Origin of the sequence: Pseudonocardia aurantiaca (genome assembly GCF_039526725.1) — a bacterium.
GTDB classification, from domain to species: domain Bacteria; phylum Actinomycetota; class Actinomycetes; order Mycobacteriales; family Pseudonocardiaceae; genus Pseudonocardia; species Pseudonocardia aurantiaca.
The window spans coordinates 79,765-101,426 of the sequence record NZ_BAAAJG010000025.1; the positions used below are offsets into that span (position 1 = coordinate 79,765).

Sequence of the window (21,662 nt, forward strand, 5' to 3'; positions counted from 1 at the left end):
GTGGCTGCCGAAGCCGAGCGGGTCAGCACCACCGTCCGGGAGCGGATTGGTGATGCGCAGCAGGAACTGGCTCGTGGCCGCGCCTCCGACAACCAGCGCGCCGTCAACCAGCGCGCCGTCAACTCGAACGACAACTCGAACGACACCCAGAACCAGAACGAGCGGAACAGCCGGAACAACAAGCGGGACAACAGTGGCAACGACCGGAACACCGATTCCGGCACCCCGTCCGGCACCCAGTCCGGCAAGGGCAAGAACGCGGACGCCGACGCGGTCGAGCGTGTCGCCGAGCCGTGGCTGCGGCTGGCCGAGGACGTGACCGGTGGCGCGGCCGAGCGGGAGCTGGCCCAGGTGCGGGAGAAGCTGGGCGCGGCGCTGGACGAGCGCGGTGCGCGGGGCGCGGACACCGCGACCGGTGAGAGCACGGACGGGCGCTCCGCGGGCGAGGGGCGGTCGACCTCGGCCGGGGCGACGGGCAAGAAGGTCCGCGGCGAGGTTGCGCGGCGGGTGTCGCAGCGCCTGGGGTCGGCGACGGCCGGCGCGGACTCGGCGGGCGGGAACTCGAACTCGGGCCGCGGGTCGAATGCGGACCGGCGTGCGCGGGACACCGGAGATGTCGAGGACCGGGTTCGGGCCGAGGTCGAGCGGTGGGTGTCGGAGCTGGCGTCGAACGACTCCCGCCCCGCCGTCACCGACGGTGACGGCGCGACGGACGCCGGGCGGGCCGTGCAGGCCGCCCGGCGCGCGACCACCGACGCGGCGGCGCAGGCCGATCAGTCGTCGCGGGCGGGCGGGCAGACCCCGGCGAAGCGCCGCGCGACCGCCACCGACGCCGACGCCGCGACCGTGCGGGGTGGCTCCGGCTCGGTGGACCGGGCTCAGATGCGCCGTTGGGTGGCCGAGCAGGCCAAGTCGGTGCGCGCGGCGGTCGCCGAGAACGGTGACGTCGCGGGCGCGGTGCGGGACGTCGTGGACGGGTTGCGGGAGTTCGTGCCCGACACGGTGCGGGCGGCCTCGAAGCGGCACGGGGTGTCGGATGAGGAGCAGCGGGCGGGGCAGAAGAAGGCGGACCGGGCGGACGGGACGGACGCGCAGGCGGTGTGGGCGGCGCTGCTGGAGTCCTCGGGTGCGCAGGACGGCGCGACTGCCGAGCGGCTCGCCCTGACCGATGTGTCGCTGCGGTCGGCGGACCAGACGGGCCGGAACTCGCGCGGTCCTCCGCAGGACGGCGTGTCCCTGCTGCACTCGTCGGACTCCCAGCAGAATTCGTCCCACCGGAAGTCGGCCGATGGGGAGTGGGTCGACGGCGAGTGGGTGGCCTACGACCAGTACAACGATTCGGCGGCGCAGACCGAGCGGGTGCTCGAGGGCCGGATCAAGGCCGACAACAACCGCGAACAGCTGGCGCAGGAGAAGAAGAAGGTCAGCGCCGGTGAGGTGAGCGCCGCCCAGCACGCGAAGAACCAGCGGGAGTCCCGGCAGCGGGCCGAGCAGCTCGCGGCCGACCGGGCGCAGCTGTCCCCGGAGCGCAACGACCTGATCGACGAGGTCGTGGACGGGCACCAGGAGCTGACCGCGCGGGAGAAGCAGCTCGCGGCGGAGGAGAAGAAGGTCGCCGCCGGCACCGTGGACAAGCGGACCCACGCGCGGAACGTGGCGGCGTTGGAGACGCAGCGGGAGAAGGTGTATGAGGCCACCGACGAGCTGATGGCGGCCACCGACCACAACGCGGGTGTGGTGCCCGGGGACGGCATCGACGGCGAGGGCGCGGCCGCGGGTTGCGGGTCGAGCGGGGTGTTCGTCGAGTGCGGCGCGGTGAGCGAGAACGCCGACGGCAAGCGCAGCCAGGACCGGTGTGTGGCCTTGGCCGGGGTGTCGGGCGGGTGTGGGGCGCAGTCCAAGTCGGGCGACAACGAGGGTTCCGCGTCGTGCACCCTGTCCGGTGCCGACCGGGGGTGCGGCAGCAGCGCCACCAGCCGCGACGATCGGGGTGAGCTGGCCACGGCGTCCGCGCGTTGCTCGGGGGATGCGCGGAGCTGTGGTCAGCACAGCCTGGCCACCCCGGACGGGGCGGCGGCGGCGTGCACCTCGGGTTCGGGTGGTTCGTGCCGCAGCGACTCGACGGGCCCGGCCACGCAGCCCGGCGCAGCGCCGGGGTCGCGGGATGGGTCGGGGCGTGACACGGCGGCGTCGGCGGCGTGCACCGGTGAGTGCGGCACCCAGACCTATGCCGACCGGTGGAAGGCCGAGTCCGGCTGCGACACCAAGGCTGGGGCGTGTGACAGCAGGTCCAGCGGCTCCGGCAGTGACGACCAGGCCGCCATCCGCGCCGCGAACACCCGCGAGCGGGGCGGCGAGGCCCGCTCGGTCGCCTACACCGGCGGCAACGGCGATGGCGGCAGCACGGTCAGCCGGGGCGCGGGTAGCGGGTCGGCGCGTTGTGAGTCGGCCGCGGGTTGCGGCACCTCCAGTTCGGTCGAGCTGGGTGACGGCGCGGGTGACGTGAGCGCCGACGCCGGGGTCGACTGCGATGGCACCTGCGCGGGCACCGCCGCCGCCACCTCCGACGGCGGCCACCATGCCACCCCGGCAGCCGACCCCACCGCCACTGCCGCCACCGCCGTGCGCGCGCCGGCGACCACGACCAACGGGTCGGCCACCTGCACGGTCAGCGCGGGTGGCTGCGACGCCCACAGCGGCACCGAGACCGGTAGCGCGGACGAGGCCGGCACCGCGGGCGGCAGCGACGCCACCGTCAAGGTAGACGGCACCGGCACCGGCGCGGCCGCCACCGGCGGCTCGGCCAACGGGGTGCGGGCGGCCGCCGCCCAGTCGAGCACCGGCAAGGCCACCTGCGAGGCCACCGCCGGTGGCTGCCAGGCCCACAGCGGCACCGAGCTGGACAGCCCGGTCGACCAGCAGCGGGCCTGGCAGGCCCGCCGGTCCGACCGCACCGGCACCGGCACCGGCAACCGGGTTCGGCAGGCCGCGCTGACCGACGGCGACGCCACGGCGTCCAGCACGGCGGGGTCGAGCGTGGACTGCGGCGGCGCCGCGGCCTGCACCGGTAAGGCGGCCGCCGAGACCACGGGCAAGGTCACCGGTACCCCCGCGGTGGCGGGCGGCCCGGCCCCGGTGCGGGAGACCAGCGCGTCCTCCAACTGCAATACCGCCGCGGGCGACTGTTCGATCGAGGCCGCCTCGCAGGTCGGCGACAGCGCGGCCGAGCCGTCCCGGGCCGACCGGCGTGCCGCGGCGGCGGGCGGCCAGGGCCAGCCAGCCGGGCGCGAGCTGGTGGCGTCCAGCACCGCGGGCGCGCGGGCCGACTGCGACAGCGCCCGGTGCACCGGCTCGGGTGCGAGCAAGACCTCGGGCTCGGCGTCGGGTGACGTGACCGGGGTGCGCGACAGCACCGCCACGTCGACCTGCTCGGTGCACGGCACGGGTGGCGGCTGCGACGCCGCCTCCGACACCACCGTCGCCGACCGCAACCCCACTGCCGACCCGGCGAGCGGTGTGGTGGCGGTGTCCGGTCCGGTGAGCGTGTCGAACGCGACCGCCGCCGTGAACTGCGACAGCACCGACAGTTCCTGTGGTGGCAGCGCCGCCTCGGAGACCAGCGCCCGCGACACCGCGGTGTCGCCGCACGCCCGCGGCACCCGCGCCACGGCCGACTGCGCGGTGACCGGCGGTGGCTGCTCCGGTGAGTCCACCTCGTCCGCGTCGTCGGCGCCGGACTACGTCGTCGTCGACCCGGTGACCGGGCGGCCGGTGGCGGGCCAGCCCACAAGCGGCCCGACCTCCACGTCGTCGTCGACCGCGACCCTGTCCTGTGCGGCGGGCGCGGGCTGTTCGGGCACGGTGAACACCAGCACCGCCGGGTGGGACGGGGCGGTCAACGGCGGCGCGCCGCGCACCTCGAACGGCACCGCGTCCTGCACCGCGGGCACCGGTGACTGCCAGGTCCGGTCGGTGTCGCAGGCCTCCACCGGCTCCGGCGCCGCGGTGGCGCTGGCCGGTTCCCAGGCCGGCCCCACCCAGACCGGGACCGGGACCGGGACCGGGACCGGGACTGGGGCTGGGACTGGGCGGGGGGTCAACGCGGCGCGGCTGACCGCGGGCCCGTCGGCGGCGTCGGCCGCGGGTGCCGCGCTGACCTGCGAGGGCCAGGGGGCGTGCACCGGGAAGGTGTCCAGCGCGGCCACCGCGACCGACCCGTCGGTCTCGCCGGACCCGCGCGGCTCCCACAGCGAGGGCTCGTGCGCCGGGGTGACCGGTGGGGTGTGCCAGGCCGTCACGAACTCCGGTGCCTCCTCCGGCCCGGACGCCAACGTGATCGCGCCGCTGGTTCAGGCCCGCTCGACCGCGAACGCGACCGTCTCCGAGGGCACCGTCGGCGAGCAGCCCGCCGGCCAGGACCAGCCGGGTCAGCCGGGTCAGGACCAGCCGGCGACCCCGCCGGCGCCGACCGCGCCCGGTTCGAGTGCGAACTCGGGTGGGCCGACGGTGCCGGGCGCGTCCAGCTGGACGAGCGCCTCGGCGATGCTGGACTGCGCCGGTTCGGCCGCTGGTTGTGTGGGCACCGCCTCCAGCTCGGCGGCCGGCAGCGACGGCCCGAACGCGTTGAACGGTGCCACCGGGGCGCGGGGCCCACCGGCGGGCGGCACCACCACCAGCGCGAGCTGTGCCAGCGGGCAGTCGGCCTGCCAGGCGCAGACCAGCTCCACCGCGGGATCCGGCCAGGTCGTGGCCGACATCATCGCCGAACAGCAGAACAGCACCGCCGCCCAGTTGGCCGCCCAGGCCACGCAGGCGGAGCAGGCAGCCGCGGACGCAGCGCGCATCGCGAGGCGCGTGGGTGCCACCGACGAGCAGAAGAAGACCGCCGCCGACGCTGCGAAGGCGGCCGGCGAGGCGGGCAAGGCCGCCACCCAGGCAGCCGAGCTGGCGAAGAAGCCGGTCCGGAACGCCCCGGCGACGATGGCCCAGTCGACCGCGGCCGCGCAGTGCGCCGGCCCCGACTGCCAGGCCGTCACCACCGGCGCCACCTCGGGCATGGCGGGCGACTCGCGGACGAAGGCGAGCTGCACGGCCGCCGACGGCGGGTGCGCGGTGGGCAGCGACGCCAGCGCCGTGCTGGTCCGGGACGCGGGCCAGACCCAGGGCAAGAAGCCCAAGCCGATCCCCGGCCTCACCGGCAGCGGCCAGGCCAACTCCACGGCCACCTGTCCCGAGGCCGGCTGCACCGCCGCCCTGACCGGGTCCGTGAACGCGACCGCGAGCTCGGACGGCAGGCAGAGCCGCAGCACCGCCACCGTCGACACCGGCTGCGACGGCACCACGGCGTGCCAGGCGCAGATCAGCGCCGCCTCGACCATTTCCGGCACCGCTCCCGGCGTCGACGAGGCGAGCCGCTTCGTCGCCACCTCCGCACAGGTGGGGGCCGTCTGTGACAACGGCAGCGCGGCGGGCTGCGCCACCCGCACGTCTTCCACCACCGATACGGTCGCCGCCCCCGGCGGAGCGGTCCGCGGCACCTCCACCGCGACGTGCGCGGCTGCGGGCGGCTGCCAGGCCGCCACCAGCGGGTTCGCCGCGGTGGGTGTCACCGAGGTCAGCGGCACCTGTGCCGGCACCGGGTGCCGCACCCACACCGAGGGCACCGCGCGGGCCGCCGCCCCCGGCGGCGTGAACCGCGCGGCGTCGAGCACCGACTGCACGGCGGCCGCCGCCGGCCAGTGCGCCGGACAGAGTCAGGTCGGGGCGACCGCCGCCGGCGCCCAGGTCGCTGCGACCTGCCAGGGCAGCGACGGATCCACCTGCCGCCAGAGCATCTCGGCGTCGAGCGGGTCGGAGAGCACCACCGGTGGCAACCGTGCCTCCGCGAACTCCACCTGCGGTGCGCAGGGTGGCGCCGGTTCGGGATGGTGCGCCACCAGCGCCCTCGCCGAGACCAACGACCAGGGCGCGATGGCCGCGGCCACCTGCCAGGGCAGCAACGGCTCGGGCTGCGAGCACACCTACGCGGCGTCCAGCCGGGCGTCGAGTGCGACCGGCGGCAATCGGGCCACCGCGAACGCCACCTGTGGGGCGAACGCCGGCGCCGGTTCCGGCTGGTGCGGCACGAACGCCGTCGCCCAGACCGGCCCCGGCCAGGCGATGGCCGCCGCGTCGTGCACGGGCAGCCCGGGCTCCGGCTGTTCCTACTCCTACCGCGCGCACAGCTCCGCGTCCGCGCCCGGCGCGTTCGCGACCGCCACCGGGCACGGCGCGGGTGGCATGGGCGGCGGCATGGTCATGACCACCGCGGCGGCCTCCGGTGGCGGCGGGGCCGCCCAGGCGTCGGCGTCCTGCACGGGTAGCGCCGGCACCAGCTGCAGCCACTACTACGAGGCCACCGCGTCGGCGTACGACTCGCACCCGTCCGGATCGTGGGCCCGTGCGTACGCGCGCGGCTCAGGTGGCGGCGGCATGGGCGGCGGCGGCGTCTCGGTCATGGCCTACGCCGTGGCCGGCGAGGGCTTCGCCAACGCAGGTGCGAGCTGCTCCGGCGCGGCCAACTGCGCTGCGAGCTACTCCGCCCACGCCGAGGCCTACGACGAGCTGGTCACCCCGTACGGCAAGTACACGGCCGAGAAGTGGGCGACGTGCTCCGGTTCGGGCAACGGCGGGTGCGGCGCGTGGGCCATCGCGATCGCCGGGCCGGACGGGGTCGCCAACGCCGGCTGCAGCGGCGACGGCGGGTGTGACGTCGGCGGCGCCGGTCTCGGCTTCATCCAGGCCAAGATCGACGTCAGCGGCCTCGGCCTGTTCGTGGACGAGAAGGGCAACCCGATCAAGATCGAGGACGTCGACCCGGATCACGCGGCCGTTCGCGTGACGCCCGGCGAGAACGGCGACGTCGTCATCGAGATCAAGCCGAGGGGCACCAACACTGTCACCAAGTACACCTGCCCGGCGCCCTGCACCAAGTCCGTCGGCGGCATCAGCGGCGGCAACGACCGCGGCCAGAACAACCCGAACGGCGACTACCACGCCGCGATGCCGGTGGAGGGCAAGCCGGGCAGCGAGCACCGGGCGCGCGGTGAGAACGGCGTCGGGATCGCGCAGGACGCCCAGGGCAACGCGGAGGCGTGGGCGCGGGGCCGCGGCGAGGCGGTGGACGGCCGCACCGGTGACCGGATCGTCTTCACCCGGCAGGCGCAGGCGGCATCGGGCGTGAACAACGTCCGGTTCGCCAACAAGGCCGGCTCGCCGTTCGCCAGCACCTGCAACGGTGGCTGCGAGTGGTGGTCCCCGACCGGCGAGCACCTGAAGGTCAATGGCAACTGGGGCGAGATCCAGGCCCAGGACGGCAAGGGGAGCCCGGCGCGGATCCAGTTCCACGGCGGCGGGCACTTCACCAACGCCCAGGGCGACATCGTCCATGCGAACCAGATCGCGCCGGGCCAGGGCGTCACCGACATCATCGGGCGCGGGCGGGACCTGACGCCGGGGATCTACTCGGTGAAGGGCACCACCGGCTACATCCAGTTCATCGACCCGAACTACAACGCGAAGAACAACCCCAACTTCTCGGACGCGGCGGGCACCGGCGTCTTCAAGATCGAGCTCACCGGCGGCGACCTGAGCAAGGGGATCAAGGCGACCACCCCGGACAAGAACGGCATGGGTGGCTCGCTGTGGTGCGAGGGCAACTGCCGCCGGACGATGCCGGGCGTCAGCAGCGACGGGTCCAACAAGCACATGTACGAGCCGGTGACCACGTGCAACAACTGCCGGATCACCGAGCAGCTGCCGACCGGCACCGGCCGCTTCCCGTGGGGCTACGGCAGCGTCGAGCTGTTCGACACCAGCAACGGCCTCGTCTCCCGCTACACGCCGTGGGGCGACAAGCAGACCTGTAAGGCCGGCACCAGCGGGGGGTGCGGGTTCACGCAGTACAACCGTTCTCTTGCCGACGCCGAGGGCAAGGGCGCCGGTCAGGGCGGCGGCGCGATCTGCAACGCGTCCGGCGAGGGCGGCGGCTGCTACGGCATGAACGCCGAGGGCGACTACCAGAACGCCACGGTGACGAAGAAGGGCGACAACTGGGTCCCGGTCCGGATGGGCCTGCTCTACCGGGTGCACGGCGAGTACGCCCGATACGGTGACAACGCTGGCCGGTTCTGTGTGGGCGCCGATGGCGCGTGCAGCGGGAACGCGGGGTCCCCGCTGTTCGACGCGCCGCCGGAGGCGAACGGGTCGATGGCCGCGGTGCTCGACCCGAGTCTGAAGATCTCCCCGGAGATGGCGAAGCAGCTGTCCGAGCTCAAGCTGCCCGGCGGTCAGGATCTGGGTCGCAAGGCCGACGACCGGAGTCCCCTGACCGCGTCGGAGATCCAGCAGCTCGAGAACGCCGGCAGGCAGGATGTGCTGGACACCTACCGGAGCGACCTGCCGTTGTCGCAGGCCCAGCGCGACGGCACGCAGATGTCGTGGCTCGAGGACACCGCCACCCTGGAGGGGCTGGCGCCGCACTACAAGAAGCTCGAGAAGCCGATCGACGACCTCGCGACGCTGACCGAGAAGGCGTTGGCCGACGACAACTACATCGACAAGAGCGAGTGGGCCAAGATCAAGCCGGTCCGCGACGCGATCGAGAATGACGCGCCCGGCATGCTCGCCCGCTGGATGCCCGCCCAAACCCGGCTGCAGCTCATGCGCGGCGCGGGCTGGACGTTGGAGAACTTCCGGGCGGCCAACGCCGAGGTCGGTAACGACCCGCAGCTCATCGAGCACCTACTCGGCCAGCCGTACGCCGCCAACGATCCGAAACGGGCGGACGAGCAGCAGCAAGCCGCGATCGAGATGGTCGCCAGCCAGCAGAAGGCCGTCACCGACGCCCAGCTGGCGATGCACACCGGCCTCGGTGCCCGCACGACGGCGCTCAACGACCGCATCAGGATCTTCAACAACGCCGCCCAAGTGATCCAGGAGCGGGGCGGGCCGAACCCCGGCGAGGCGATCTGGCTGCAGCGCGAGCACAACGCGATCACCACGGAGCAGGACGCTTTGGTGGTCGCCACACGGCCGTACCAGGCCAACATCGACGCCGCGGAGCGGACGCTCCGCCAGACCGACCTCGCCTACGCCGACGCCTCGGGCAACGCGGCCTGGGCGAATGACCTGCACGGCGCCTTCAACCGGCACAACCGCATCAACAGCCTCTACCAGCGACTCTCGGTGTCGTCGCAGCCGCGGCAGCAGGAGCTGTCGGAGACGTTCGGCAGGCTCACCGCTCTGACCGAGCTGCGGTACAGCTACGTCCGGGACAAGCGGTTCGAGGCGCCGGCGAACTACCGGCCCGGTGACCCGATCGGGCCGCACCAGAGCCTGCTCGGTGGCAGAGCCCTGCCCTCGACCATGCTCAGCGACTACGCGTTCATCCACACGGGCGCGCGCTTGCTGGACGACTGGAAGGCCTACAACGGCCGGTTCCGGGACCAGATCAACAGCACGCTGAGCCTCGACATGCAGGCGGAACTCGCCGCCTTCGGCGTCACACCGCAGATGAAGGAAGCCGAGCTCCTGCCGCGGGAGACCGACTGGCATGACAAGAAGGCCCTCGCCGACCTGGTCGGCAAGGACAACGTCGACGCGGTGCAGAACCGGATCAAGGAGCTGTCAGGCGACGGCCGGGCCGAGGCCATCTCGATGCCGTACCAGAACCCGGACGGCAGCTGGACCTCCATCACTTTGATGCGGGTCAAGCAGAAGGACGGCAGCTGGCGCTTCATCGACCAGAGCGGCGCGCACTTCGGAGACCTGCAGGACTTCCGCGACAACAACGAGGTTGTCAGCGAGAAGGGCACCCTCATCGCGAACAAGAACCTGAACGTGGAGGGCCTCGACAAGCACGGTCTCGATCGCCGCACGGGGAAGGCCCCCACCGGGTGCGAGGGCTGCAACATCATCCAGACGTCGGGGCACACCCCCGCCGGCTGGTGGGACAAGTTCGGGGGCTACGTCGTCGGCGGGGCGATGATCGTCGGTGGCGTGCTGCTGTGGGCCGGTGGCGGGATCGTGACCATCGGCACGCTCGGGGCCGCGTCGCCGCTGGGTGCGGCGGCCGCGATCGGCGGCACGGCGCTGATCGTCGGCGGTGTGGCCTACACGACCGTCGACGCGATCGACAACATCAACAACCGCAGCGCGCACGGCCAGTCCAACAGCTGGTCCAACCCGGCGGCGCGGGCCGACTACCTGAGCCTGGCCGGCAACGTGCTGACCGTCGTCGGGGTGGGTGTCGGGATCAAGGCCGCGGCGAGCGGCGCTGCCCAGTACACCGCCAGAGCTGTCGGAGGCAGCCTCGGCGTCAGAGGTGCCGGTGCCACCGCATGGCAACGGGGCATGACGGGCGCTCCCGGCTGGGCAGGCGCCCACCAGGCTGGCCAGATGGCGTCGGGCACAACCTGGCGCGGGCTGCTCGGCCTGCGTGCCGCGACCCCGATGAGCCGGGTGGCCTACGGGGCGAACGGGGCCGCGTTCGCGACCTTCGGCTACACCTTCGGCGAAGGTGTGCACTCGACAGTCGTCAACTGGGAGACGCTGAAGGCGAACGGGCAGCTGGGGGCGACCCTCGGCGGGTTGGCGATGAACCTCGGCATGCTCGGCATGCCGGTGGCCTTCTGGGGGGCGAGCAGAGCGACCGGCTTCCAGGGAATCGGCCTGCCCCGCATTCCCCGGGGAAGCATGCCGGTGACGAACGTCCCCGCGCCGCGCGTCGAGCCCGCTCTCCGTGCTGGGCCGCTGAACACGGCGCTGGGCGACCCGACGGGGCTGCCGCCCGGCAGGCCCGTGGTCCAGGGCGGCGTGCCGACCGTGCCGACCGGGCCGGGCGGGCGACCGTTGACCCCGCGGCAGCTGGTCCGGGCGATGGGTGAGCGCGGGGTGGCGATCACCCGCAAGGACGCCCGCGCCATGCTGGCGGAGCAGGCCAACCTCCGGGTGGCCGACTGGGTGCGCAACAACCAGGGGGTCCGGCAGCCACAGTCGGCGGCGGAGCTCGCCCAGCAGCTGGGCATCGGCACCGCGCAGGCGCGTGACGCGCTACGGGCCGTCAACGGGTCCCGCCTGATCGAGCAGCTCGACACCGTGGGCCACGTCCCGGCTCGGCAGCTGGTCGCCGAGTTCGGGGTGACCAAACAGCTCGCCAAGGGCGCGCTGCGGGTGGCGGGCAACCGCAAGCTGGCCGAGCTGGCCGCCCGGGTCGTGGACGGGAGCGTCAAGCCGCTGTCGATCCCGGAGCTGGCCAAGGAGTTCAGCGTCAGCCAGTCCACCGCGCGGGCCGCGGTGCGGCTGGCCGCGAACCCGCGCGCGATGGACGGGATCGGCCGGCTCGCGCGGGGCGAGGTGCGGCCGTCGGTCGAGGCGTTGGTCCGTGACTTCCAGGTGAGCCGGGCCGAGGCACGCACGATGATCCAGGTCGCCGGCGCCAGGGGCATGGCGGCCCGGATGGAGTTGATCGTCCGCGGTGAGTTCCGGGCGCTGGACCACAAGTCGCTGGCTGCCGAGTTCGGCGTCAGCCGGGGTGAGGCCCGTGCGACGCTGCGGGCGGCCCGCAACAGCGCGGTGATCGACCACCTCGGCAGGCTCGCCGCAGGCGGCGTCCGCCCCACGGCCGAGGAGCTGGCCCGCGACCTCGGCGTCGCGGTGTCCGAAGCGCAGAAGCTGCTGCGGGTCGCCGAGAAGGCCGGGCTCGTGGCCCGGATGCAGCAGGTCGCGCGGGGCGAGATCGTGCCGCCGCAGGCCGAGGCGCTGGCCCGGGAGTTCGGCATCGCGTTGACCGACGCGCAGGCGATGCTGTCGGTTGCCAGGAACGCCGGGCTGACGGCCCGGATCGGGGAGATCGCGCGCGGGGAGATCGCGCCGCAGTCGGCCGAGGCGCTGGCCCAGGAGTTCCGCGTCCCGGTGACCGATGTGCAGCCGATGCTGCGGGTCGCGGAGAAGGCGGGGCTGGTCGCCCGGATCGGGCAGGTCGCGCGGGGCGAGATCGCGCCGCCGCCTGCCGACGCGCTGGCCCGTGAGTTCGGCGCCGAGGTTGCCGACGTCCAGTGGGCTCTCGACGCGGCGGACATCGTCGCGCTGGCCACCGAGGTCGGGCTGCACTACTCCGTCGGCGGCATCCAGTCGCTGGCGATCGGCAAGCTGGCCGCCGGGTTCAACGTCAGCCGCGCCGACGCGCGGCTGGCGCTGCGACTCCTGTTCAGCCCCGAGCTGGCGCAGGGCGTCGCGCTCAGCGCGCACGGCGTGGGCGAAGGAATCCCGGCGCCGCCGGCCCCCATCGGCGAGGCCGCGCCGGGCGCGGCGCGCACTGACGTGCCGCGACTCGTCGGCGGGGACGGGAACGCCGACGGCGGCAACGGCGGCAACAACAACGGCAACGGCGACAACGGCGGAGCCCCGGCGGCTCCCGGCGGCCAGGACGGCCCCGGAGCTCCCGGGCAGCCGGACGGCGTCCCGGGCAGCCCCGTCCGCGAGGTCCCGCGGCCGGGCGGCAGCCTCGGCAACGGCCGTGGGCAGGACGGCGGCGGCAACGGAGAGAACGGCGGTCCCCCGGCGAACGGCGCCGGTGGCCCGCCGGACGGCCCCGGCGGCCGCAACGGCGGCGGCCGGACCAGTGCCGGGGAGCCGCCAGAGCCGAACCCGGTGACCGGCACCGCGTCGGGCGTGCCCCCGCCGGGGCGGACCGTCTCGATCAAGAAACTCATCAAGGCCATGCGGGGCATGACCTCGCGCGCCGTCGAGGACGTCGCGGGCGAGATCCGCACCGGCCTGTTCCGCAACCGCATGACCGTCGACGAGCTGCGCGCCCAGATCGCGCAGATGAGGAGCGAAGGCAACCAGGAGTTCAGCTACGCCGAGTACGAGTACGGGGGCGACACGCTCGTCTTCGTCCAGCACCGTCCGGCGGCGCCGACGGTGGTCCGGCGCGGTGGCGCGCTGGACACCCTGCAGGGTCTGTGGCGCACGACGGTCGACAACAGGGCGCTGGCCGAGATCACGGCCGCGTTCCACGAGCGCCAGCTGCGTGGTGCCGAGGCGGGCGACCGTCCGGGCATCGAGCACGCGATGCGCGCTGCGCAGAACCGTGCGCACCAGCTCGGCACGGAGATGCACGCCCTCCGCAAGCACGGCCCCGAGGTCGAGAAGGCACTGCGGCCCTACCGCGAGACGGTGGAGAAGGTCGAGTCACTCCTCGAGGAGTGGCGGATCGACCGGCAGGGCTTCGAGCGGGCGAACGCGCGGCCGCGCGAGGAGCTGAACGACGCCGAGCGCTGCGCGCTGGTCTGCTACGCGAACTACGACACGCCCAAGGGCAGCAGCGCACATGGCGACATGCCGCGGGACGTCCAGATCGCGGCCCTGCTGGCGCTGGACGGCAACCCGGTCCGGGGACGGCTCGACTTCCTGCACCTGCGCAGCCGCCTGCCGCGCGGCGTGGTCGTCCAGATGCTCACCGGCGAGGGCAAGACCCTCGTGGCCCGCCTCTGGGCGCTGAAGCAGGCGCTCGACGGCGGCGACGTCGTGGTGATGACCCACAACAGCACGCTCGCCGAGTCGGCCGCGAAGACGGCGCAGAAGGTGGGCGAGAAGCTCGGGATCACCGTGCGGCTCCGCCCGGAGAGCGCGAACACCCGGGCCGGGGTCGGCCACAGTGAGCCGGACGGGTTCCTCGGAGCGCCCAGGCCGCCGTCCAACCTGCACGAGATCTACGAGGCGAACGTCGTCTACGGGTCCGCGCGGGAGATCGTCGGCGACTGGCAGCGCGGCCTGCGCGACCCGGCCGAGCGGTTCGGGCCTCGTCACGTGATCATGGACGAGGTCGACATGCTGGCCATCGACTGGGGCCGCACCGCGTACCGGCTGGGCGAGCAGGCCCCTGGCACCGTCGGCAACGTCGCCGATATGTACGCGATCGCCGACATGGCCCGCGTGATCCGGGACGGCGAGTTCAGCGTGGTCGGCGGCCGGGTGTGGATCAGCCCGAAGCAGGCGAAGGCCTTCGCCGAGCGCGTCGGGCTCGGCGGCGAGCTGACCGCGCGGCACATCGCGGAGCTGGCCGACGCCCTCACCTCCGGGTGGCACCACCGGTACAACCGGGAGTACCTCCGCGACGGCGACAACGCCATGATCGTCGACCAGGACAACGGCGACGCGATGCCCGGCAACCGCTGGTACGACCACGGCTGGGTCGAGGCGCTCGAAGGCACGACGATCAAGGCGCCGCTGCGGACGCTGTCGGAGAAGACCCTCCTCGACTACCTGAACGCGCAGCTGTCCTACCGGGGTGTCACCGGCACGGCGACGAGCGCGGCGAAGGTCCTGCGCGACGTCTACGACCTCGACGTCGTCGAGATGGCCCCCAATGACCCGCGGCGGCTCGCGGAGCTGCCGCGGCGGGTGTTCGCCGACAACCCGGCGCTGCAGCGCAGCGTGGCCGAGGAGATCCTCGAAGCCCACCGGCGCGGCGACGTGCGACCGATCCTGGTGCTGATGCGCGACATCGCGGACACCCAGGCCTTCGCCGCGATGCTGAAAGAGGTGCTGGCGACGGGCCCGCATCCGGTTGTGCCGCGGATCGTCAACGCCAGGACCCCGAACAAGCTCTACGAGGTCATCGCGGAGAGCGAAGCCGGGAAGCCGTTCGCGGTGACGGTGGCCACCGCGAAGTTCGGCCGGGGCACCGACATCAACCTCGGTGGGAGCCGCACCTTCCCGGGTGTGCAGGACGCCGACCTCGCCATGCTGCTCGAAGCGGGCGGCGGCCACGTCGAGATCGTCAGCATGTTCGGCACGCGCCGCGCCGTCGAGCAGGGCGGTGGTCGCTTCGGCCGCAACGGTCAGCCGGGCACCTGGCGCGAGTCGCTGTCGCTGAGCGACCCGCAACTCGCCCGGTTCGGCAACCGCAACCTGCTGCGGTTCCTGAAGAACCACAGCTCGGGTGAGCTGACCGGCTGGCGCCTGCGGCTCGCCAACCGCGTTGTCACGAAGGCGCAGCTGCGGGCCGACGAGCTGCGCGCGACGGAGCTCAGGCTCACCGTCGAGGGCAAGCTCCGGCCGGAGAACGTCGTAGAGCAGCTCGTGAACACCCGGGCGGAGGCCTCGGTCGACCAGGCGGCCGCCGCGGTCCAGGCGGCCCAGCGCAGGCTCATCGACGCGCTGGAGAACTTCGCGCAGAGCGGCGGTCTCCGCGACGGCCTGCCCGTGCGCGACCTCGGCCCGGTCTGCGCCGACCTGTGCGCGGCACAGCACGCGCTCACCACCGCGCAGCGCGAGTACCGCGAGGTCGTCGGCCGGAGCAACCGCGTTCCCGCCCTGCCGGTCCCGGCTGCGGTCGAGGCCCCGGCGGCGAACCAGGTGGGCGCGGAGGTCCCGGCCCCGGCGGCCAGGAACCTGACGCTCGACGCTGCCGCGGTCGAACAGGCCATGGACCAGGCCATGGCGGGCGACCTGACGGGCGCGATCGCGACGCTGGAGCGGATCGCACAGGGCGCCGTCGACGTCGCAGGTGCTCTGCCCGGCGAGTGGGGTGCCGCGGAGTGGACCCTCACCGAGGCCCAGCACATGATCGCCATGCTCAGCCGGATCGCGATCACCCGCCAGCTCGACACCGGGCACCACCCGATGCGGCTCCCCGACCCCGGCTTCGCCCGGCTCGGCGCGCTCGTGGCCACCCTGCCGGCGGACACCGCCGCCAGAGCCGTCGAGGCGATGCAGGTGCAGGAGCGCGAGCTGCACGCGCTGCTGGCCGCCATCGAGGGGGCCGCCGGTCCGGCGGCCGCCGATGGCCCCGGCGGGGTCACGGGCGGCCCGGACCCGGCCGGTCCGGCCGTCTCCGCCGAGATGCGCGTGCAGCTGGAGCGGCTGATCCGCAGCGGCGCCCCCGAGCAGGTGGTCCGGGACATCCAGGACCTCGCGGCGCGCGGCGAGCTGACCGCGGACGACCTGCGCGTCCTGCTCGGCGTCGGTCAGTGGGAGGGGCACGCCGGGCCTGCCCAGGCGATCGGCCAGTTCGCCGCCACCCACGGCCTGGAGTGGAGCCCGGCCACCAAGAAGCGGTTCCGCGCGGCCCTGCGGGAGCTGCCGGCCGAGCCGGTCACGCCGGTTGTCGGCGCGGTCCAGGACGGGGCCGGGTTCGCGCCGGGTTCGCTGGAGGCGCTCCTGCTCAACGCGATGGGCGGCCGGCAGCGGCGGACGGCCGACGAGGTCATGGCCGGGCTGCCGTGGTGGATGCCGGCGAGCTGGCGCGACGCGGTGATCGAGCGGGTCCGCCAGGGCGCCGTCGACGGCTTCCGCTACAGCGAGCGGACGGTCAGCCGGAAGCCGGTCGGGTACATCCATCGCACCGAGGTGACGGAGGAGCCGTCCGGCAGGCCGGCAACGGGCCGCGGCTGGCTGCGGACCGCGCTGGTGACGGCTGCGGTCGGCGCGGCTGCGGGCGGCGCGTTCGCGCTGCTCGGCGTGGCGAACCTGGCGGCGCTGGCAGGCGGGTCCGCGGTGGCCGCCGTGGTCGCGGTGGCCGTCGGCACCTACCGGTACGTCCGGGCGAGCCGCGGGCCCCCGCCATTCACCACCACTCTCGTCGGCACGTTCGTGGTGCTGACCACCGGCCTTGGGATGGCCGGTGTCGGCCCGGCCGCTGTTGTGGCAGCGCTGGGCGGAGCGGTGATCGGCAGCGCCGTCGTGCGGCTGCTGCCGGTGGTGCATGCCGTGCTGTGGCAGCGGGGCGCGCTCGTCGCCGGGCTGGCGGCGGACGCCGGGCTGGCCGGTCGCGGCGGGTTCCCGGCCCGGGTCGCGGCCCGCGTCCGGGTGATGCGTGAGCTGCGCCGCGACATCGCGGCCGCCCGCGCCTCGGTGGCGGCGGCACAGCAGCGGGTGGTGGAGGACCGCGAGCTGGTGGCGGACTACCAGGCGCAGATCGACGCCGCGGTGCGCGAGGGCATCCGCTGGCTGCTCAACCCGCCGGACGGGAGCGTCCCCGGCGCGGCCGAGCGCAAGGCCATCGTGCGGGTGCTCGGCGTGCCGAGGGCCCTCGTGGACGCCTACGCGATCGACCCGGCCATCTCGGTCGACACGCCGGTGGCGGTGGGCGCGGCGCCCGACCGGTTCCAGCGGTTCGCGGTCGACCTCGCGCTGGTCAAGGCCGCGGTGCTGGGTCGGCAGCAGGCGCTGGAGCAGGCTGAGCAGCGGCTGGCCGATGGCATCACCGCCGCGCAGGTCGCGGTGGCAGGCGCCCCCGCCGCGTACGCCGCCGCCGGGCAGCGGGCGCTGGGGCAGCTCAGGGTCGTCGGCGGCGGGTCCGTCTCGGTGCGGGCCACCGGCCGGGTGCACGGCCTGGTCGCCGGGGCAGGCGGCGGCTCGGGTGGCGGCAACGGGCCGACTGCTCCGGCCGTGGCCGCGGGCGGGCCGAACGGCACTACGCTCACCGGCTCCGGCGGTGCCGCGCGGCCGAGCACCGCGCCCGCGGTGCCCGCGCCACCCACGGCAAACCCGATCCGCGGCCCGCCGGCACTGGACCGACTCAGCCGGTTCGGTGCCGGCCGTGCGCTGCGCGACGCCCTGCTCGCGCGGCAGCCGCTGCGGCAGCTGTTCGCGGACGTGGACCGCGGGCTGCAGGAGGCACTGGCGGAGAACCGCGAGCTGCGCGGGCGCTTCGAGGAGCAGGCCGGTGGGCTGCGCGCCATCGTCGGCGGTTCGGCTGCCGCGGTGCCCGCTGAGCTGGCGCGGGACCTGGCGCGGTCGAACAAGAAGCTGGCCGACGCGCTGGCCAAGCGCCGGGCGGTCGAGGCCGCGCTCGCCGAGAAGCTCGCGAGTGCGGTGCGGGCGGCGAGCGCCGCCGGGCTCCAGCACTCGCTGCTGGCCGAGGTGACCGGCCTCGGCGGCGACACGATCTCGATGCTGACCGGCCCGTGGCGCGGCGACCCCGAGCGCTTCCCCGCGGTCGACGCGGTCAACAGCCGGCTGATGCGCTGGTTCAACCGCGGCGCCGAGTACGGCCTGCCGGACGGCGGCATGGTGACGGTGGGCTGGCTGCGCGAGCAGCTGGGCGACACCGGCCGGTTCGTGGTGAGGGTCGGCGACGACGGCTCGTTCACGCTGGTCGGCCGCAACCGGACGGCGCACTACGACCTGTCCGACGGGCACTTCCACCCGGCGGGCTACGACCACTCCCGCCCGCCGCGGGTGGCCGGGTTGCTGGAGTGGCTCCGCGCCGCCGGTCACCAGGGCGTGGTGACGTTCCACTTCATCCCGCAGCACGGCAAGGGCTTCGCCCCGCTGGGGGCGACGTTCTACTACCTGGTCAACAGCGTGCTGAACGTGGCGCTGTGGACGAAGACGCCGATGCTGCAGATGTGGGGCGTGTTCTCCGACGTCCGGTTGGCCTACGAGGTCCGGCACCTTGCCCCGGAGCTGCGGTGGCGGGCCGTGGTGGGCTCCACCGGGGCCCGGATGGACATCCCCGGCGCCCGCGCCTACCTGCGGCTGTTCACCCTGCTCAACCCGGACGTCGCCGGGATGATCGGCGAGACCACGATCGCGAAGGAGGCTGTCACCAAGCTGCTGGGCCCGCAGGCCATCCACGCCGTCAACCCGGAGTGGCGGACCCAGATCGACCGCCTGGTCACCGCGGCAGGCCTGCTCCGCGCCGCGACCGAGGATGGCAGGCTCGACGCGGCCCGGCTCCCCGCCGCGCTGCACGCGATGGTGGCCGGGGGCCCCGAGCGCGACGCCACGCAGCTGCTGCCGGTGCTGCTGGGCAACGTCGACACGATCCGCTCGTTGCTGGCCGCGGCCGGGCACGCCGACGTGGTCCGGTCGCTGCTGCCGGCCGCCGACCTGCGCCACCTCGACGTCTACAACCCGCACCTGCGCGAGCTGCTGGAGGCCGTGCAGGAGCAGGGCCACGTGATCGTGATCCACAACGATTTCGGGCTGGCCCGCATCCTGGAGGACTTCCGGTACGGGGCCGAGCGGCCCGACGGCCGGTACGGGATGCCGCTGCTCTCGCTGCTGCGCCAGTACCCGGGCGCGAGGGTGATCTTCGCCCACATGGGCATGGGCAAGTTCACCGAGCCGACCCCCGCCTACGTCCGGTTGTGGGGCCGGATCCTCTCCGACCCGCGCCTGCGCCACGTCTCGACCGACATCTCGTGGAACGAGGTGGCGCGCCACCTGCGCAGCACGCAGGAGATCGCCGACGCGTTCGTCGACCTGGCCCGCCACCACCACGACCGGCTCGTCTACGGCACCGACTCCGTGAAGCCGGAGTCGTTGGCGCAGTACTTCCGCCAGATCCACGACCTCGACCCGCTGCTCGACCGGGTTCGCGACGAGGTCAGCGTCGAGGCCTGGTCGAACATCCGGCACGCCAACCTCGAACGGCTATTGATCGCGGCCCGCCGGGACGTCCAGCAGTGGGCCTACGTCCACCTGCGCTCCGGGCTATGGGACGAGGTGCTGGCGCAGGTCTCGCCGGAGCACCGCCGGACGCTCGACGCGTGGATGGTCCGCTACCGGCTGGAGCGTGACGAGAGCACGCTCACGCGGCGCGACTCCGACGTGCCGCTCGTCGGGCCCGGCCGGTGGCAGGACCCGTCCGACGAGGCCACCGGCCAGCTGCGCAACCTGCTGCGCTGGCACAACGCGGTCACGTCGGAGGTCGTCAGCGCCGAGCGGCTGATCACCTGGAAGCTGTTCGTCGCCTCGCTGCAGGCCTCGGTGGAGGACCACCAGCGCGCCCGTGCGCAGCGGGCCGCGGCGACGGGGCAGGGCCCGGCGCTGGATGGGGCGCATGACACCAGCGGCCTCGGGCTCGTCGACCCGGCGGGCGCGCCGTACACGGTCGACGCGCTGGTGGCGGCGGACCAGACGCGCCGGGCCTTCGACGACCCGGCGACGACGCGCGGGGTGCTGGCAGAGGTGCAGCGCACGCAGCTCGGGCAGGACGCGGCCGACCGCGAGATGGCCAGGCAGCGCCACAGCTTCCTCGTCAAGGCCGCGATCGGCGCCGCGGTGGTGGCCGTGGTGCTCGCGGTCGGCCTCCCGCTGATGCAGGTCACCGCGACGTTGAGCTACGCGATGTTCGCGGTGCGCGGTGCGCTGACCCTCTACCGCACGGCCTACTCGCAGCAGATCCGCGTGATGATCGAGTCGATCCTGGAGCGGGGCCAGTTCGACCCCAACACGATCGACGTGCTGATCGCGAAGACCCGCAAGTACGCGGTGCTCAGCGGCGCCGGTCCGGCCCGGATGAAGCGGCTCGACAAGACGACCGACGAGTTCCGCGCCGAGGTGGCGCGCATCGCCGAGGCGTGGGACGCCGCCACCCGCAGCGGGAGCGCCTCCGCCGCCGACATCCAGGTCCTGCGCGACCGGGCGCTCACGGCGTTCTCGGAGATGCTCGACCGGGTCGGGGTCTACTCCGGCACGCAGTACCAGTCCTACCCGTCGATCTCCGCGGACGCCGGGCTGCTGGGCCGGGTGGTCAACCTCGTGCTCGCCGCCTCCTACGCGGTGCACTTCGACTGGCACCTGCAGCAGGCAGGCGCGACCAGCGGCCTGGAGCTCTGGGTGAACGCGGTCTACGCGGTTACCGACGTCCTGTTCTTCCTCCCGGCCATCGCGTCGGTGGTCACCGGGTTCGCCGGCAAGGACGTCGCCGGGCACCACCCGCTGGCCCGCAAGCTCGTGCACCTGCTCGGGCTGCCGATCATCACGCTGGCCAACGCCATGCTCACCGTGCAGATGGCCGTCGAGCTGAACCTGCTGTTCGTGGTGCCGGCCGCGGTGCTCACCATCGCCACCGCCTACCTGACGAAGCTCGGCCTCGCCGTCGAGCTGGGTCTCGGGCGGATCGCGCCGCGCAAGGGCGCATACGCCAACGCCGCAGTCGCCGCCGGGCTCCTCGGCTTCGGTGTGATCGGCATGCTGCCCACGACCTGGCCCGCACTGGCGATCGGGATCGTCGGCGGCAGCGGAGTCCTGCTCGCCCTCTCGAAGATCGACACCTGGCTGAGCAGGCGGGCGCGGGCCCCGCCTGCCCTCACCCGGCCGCTGCGCGACGCGACGGCGGCGGATCTGGACCGCATCCGGGACGAGGCGATCGTCCACCCGGACGGGGTCGGCGTGGTGCTGGCGCCCCCGGGTGACCGGCTGCGCGCGTTCGGGCTGGAGTTGCGGGCCGGGACCGGCGAGGTCGTCCTCGTCATGCACGGCGACCGGGACGGGTTCCTCTACCCGGGCACCGACGCCGACGTGCGGGTGACCGCCGCCCAGGTGGCGGACCTGCTCGCGGACCTACTGCCGCCCGCGGCCGACCGGACGCAGCTCACGGTGTGCGCCTGCACGCTGGCGACCGTGCCCACCGGGGGGATGCGGGAGCTGTCGGTGCTGACCGGCCGCACCGTGGTGGCGCCGACCTCGGATGTGTGGGTGCACCGGCCGGGCCGGGCGGGCGCGCGGGTCTCGACGACGGGCGGCTGGATGCGCGTCGACGGGCTCACCCCGCCCGTGCCGTCGGCTGCCCCGCAGGCGCTGGTGGCGCCCAGGACCGTGCCGGGTGCTCAGCGGGTGGGCCCGCCCGGGGTGGCGCTGCCGATCGCGCCGCGGGCCCCGCC

At 74.1% G+C, this 21,662-nt stretch carries 1 protein-coding gene (running past one end of the window); it reads left to right on the top strand.

From position 1 onward, the window contains the following. Positions 1-21,662 carry the 5' portion of a preprotein translocase subunit SecA gene (locus ABD143_RS29120; RefSeq protein ID WP_343984646.1) on the top strand. The gene runs 7,645 nt beyond the window's last position, so 21,662 of the gene's 29,307 nt are visible here — the first part of the coding sequence; the start codon lies at positions 1-3; its stop codon lies off the right edge, out of view.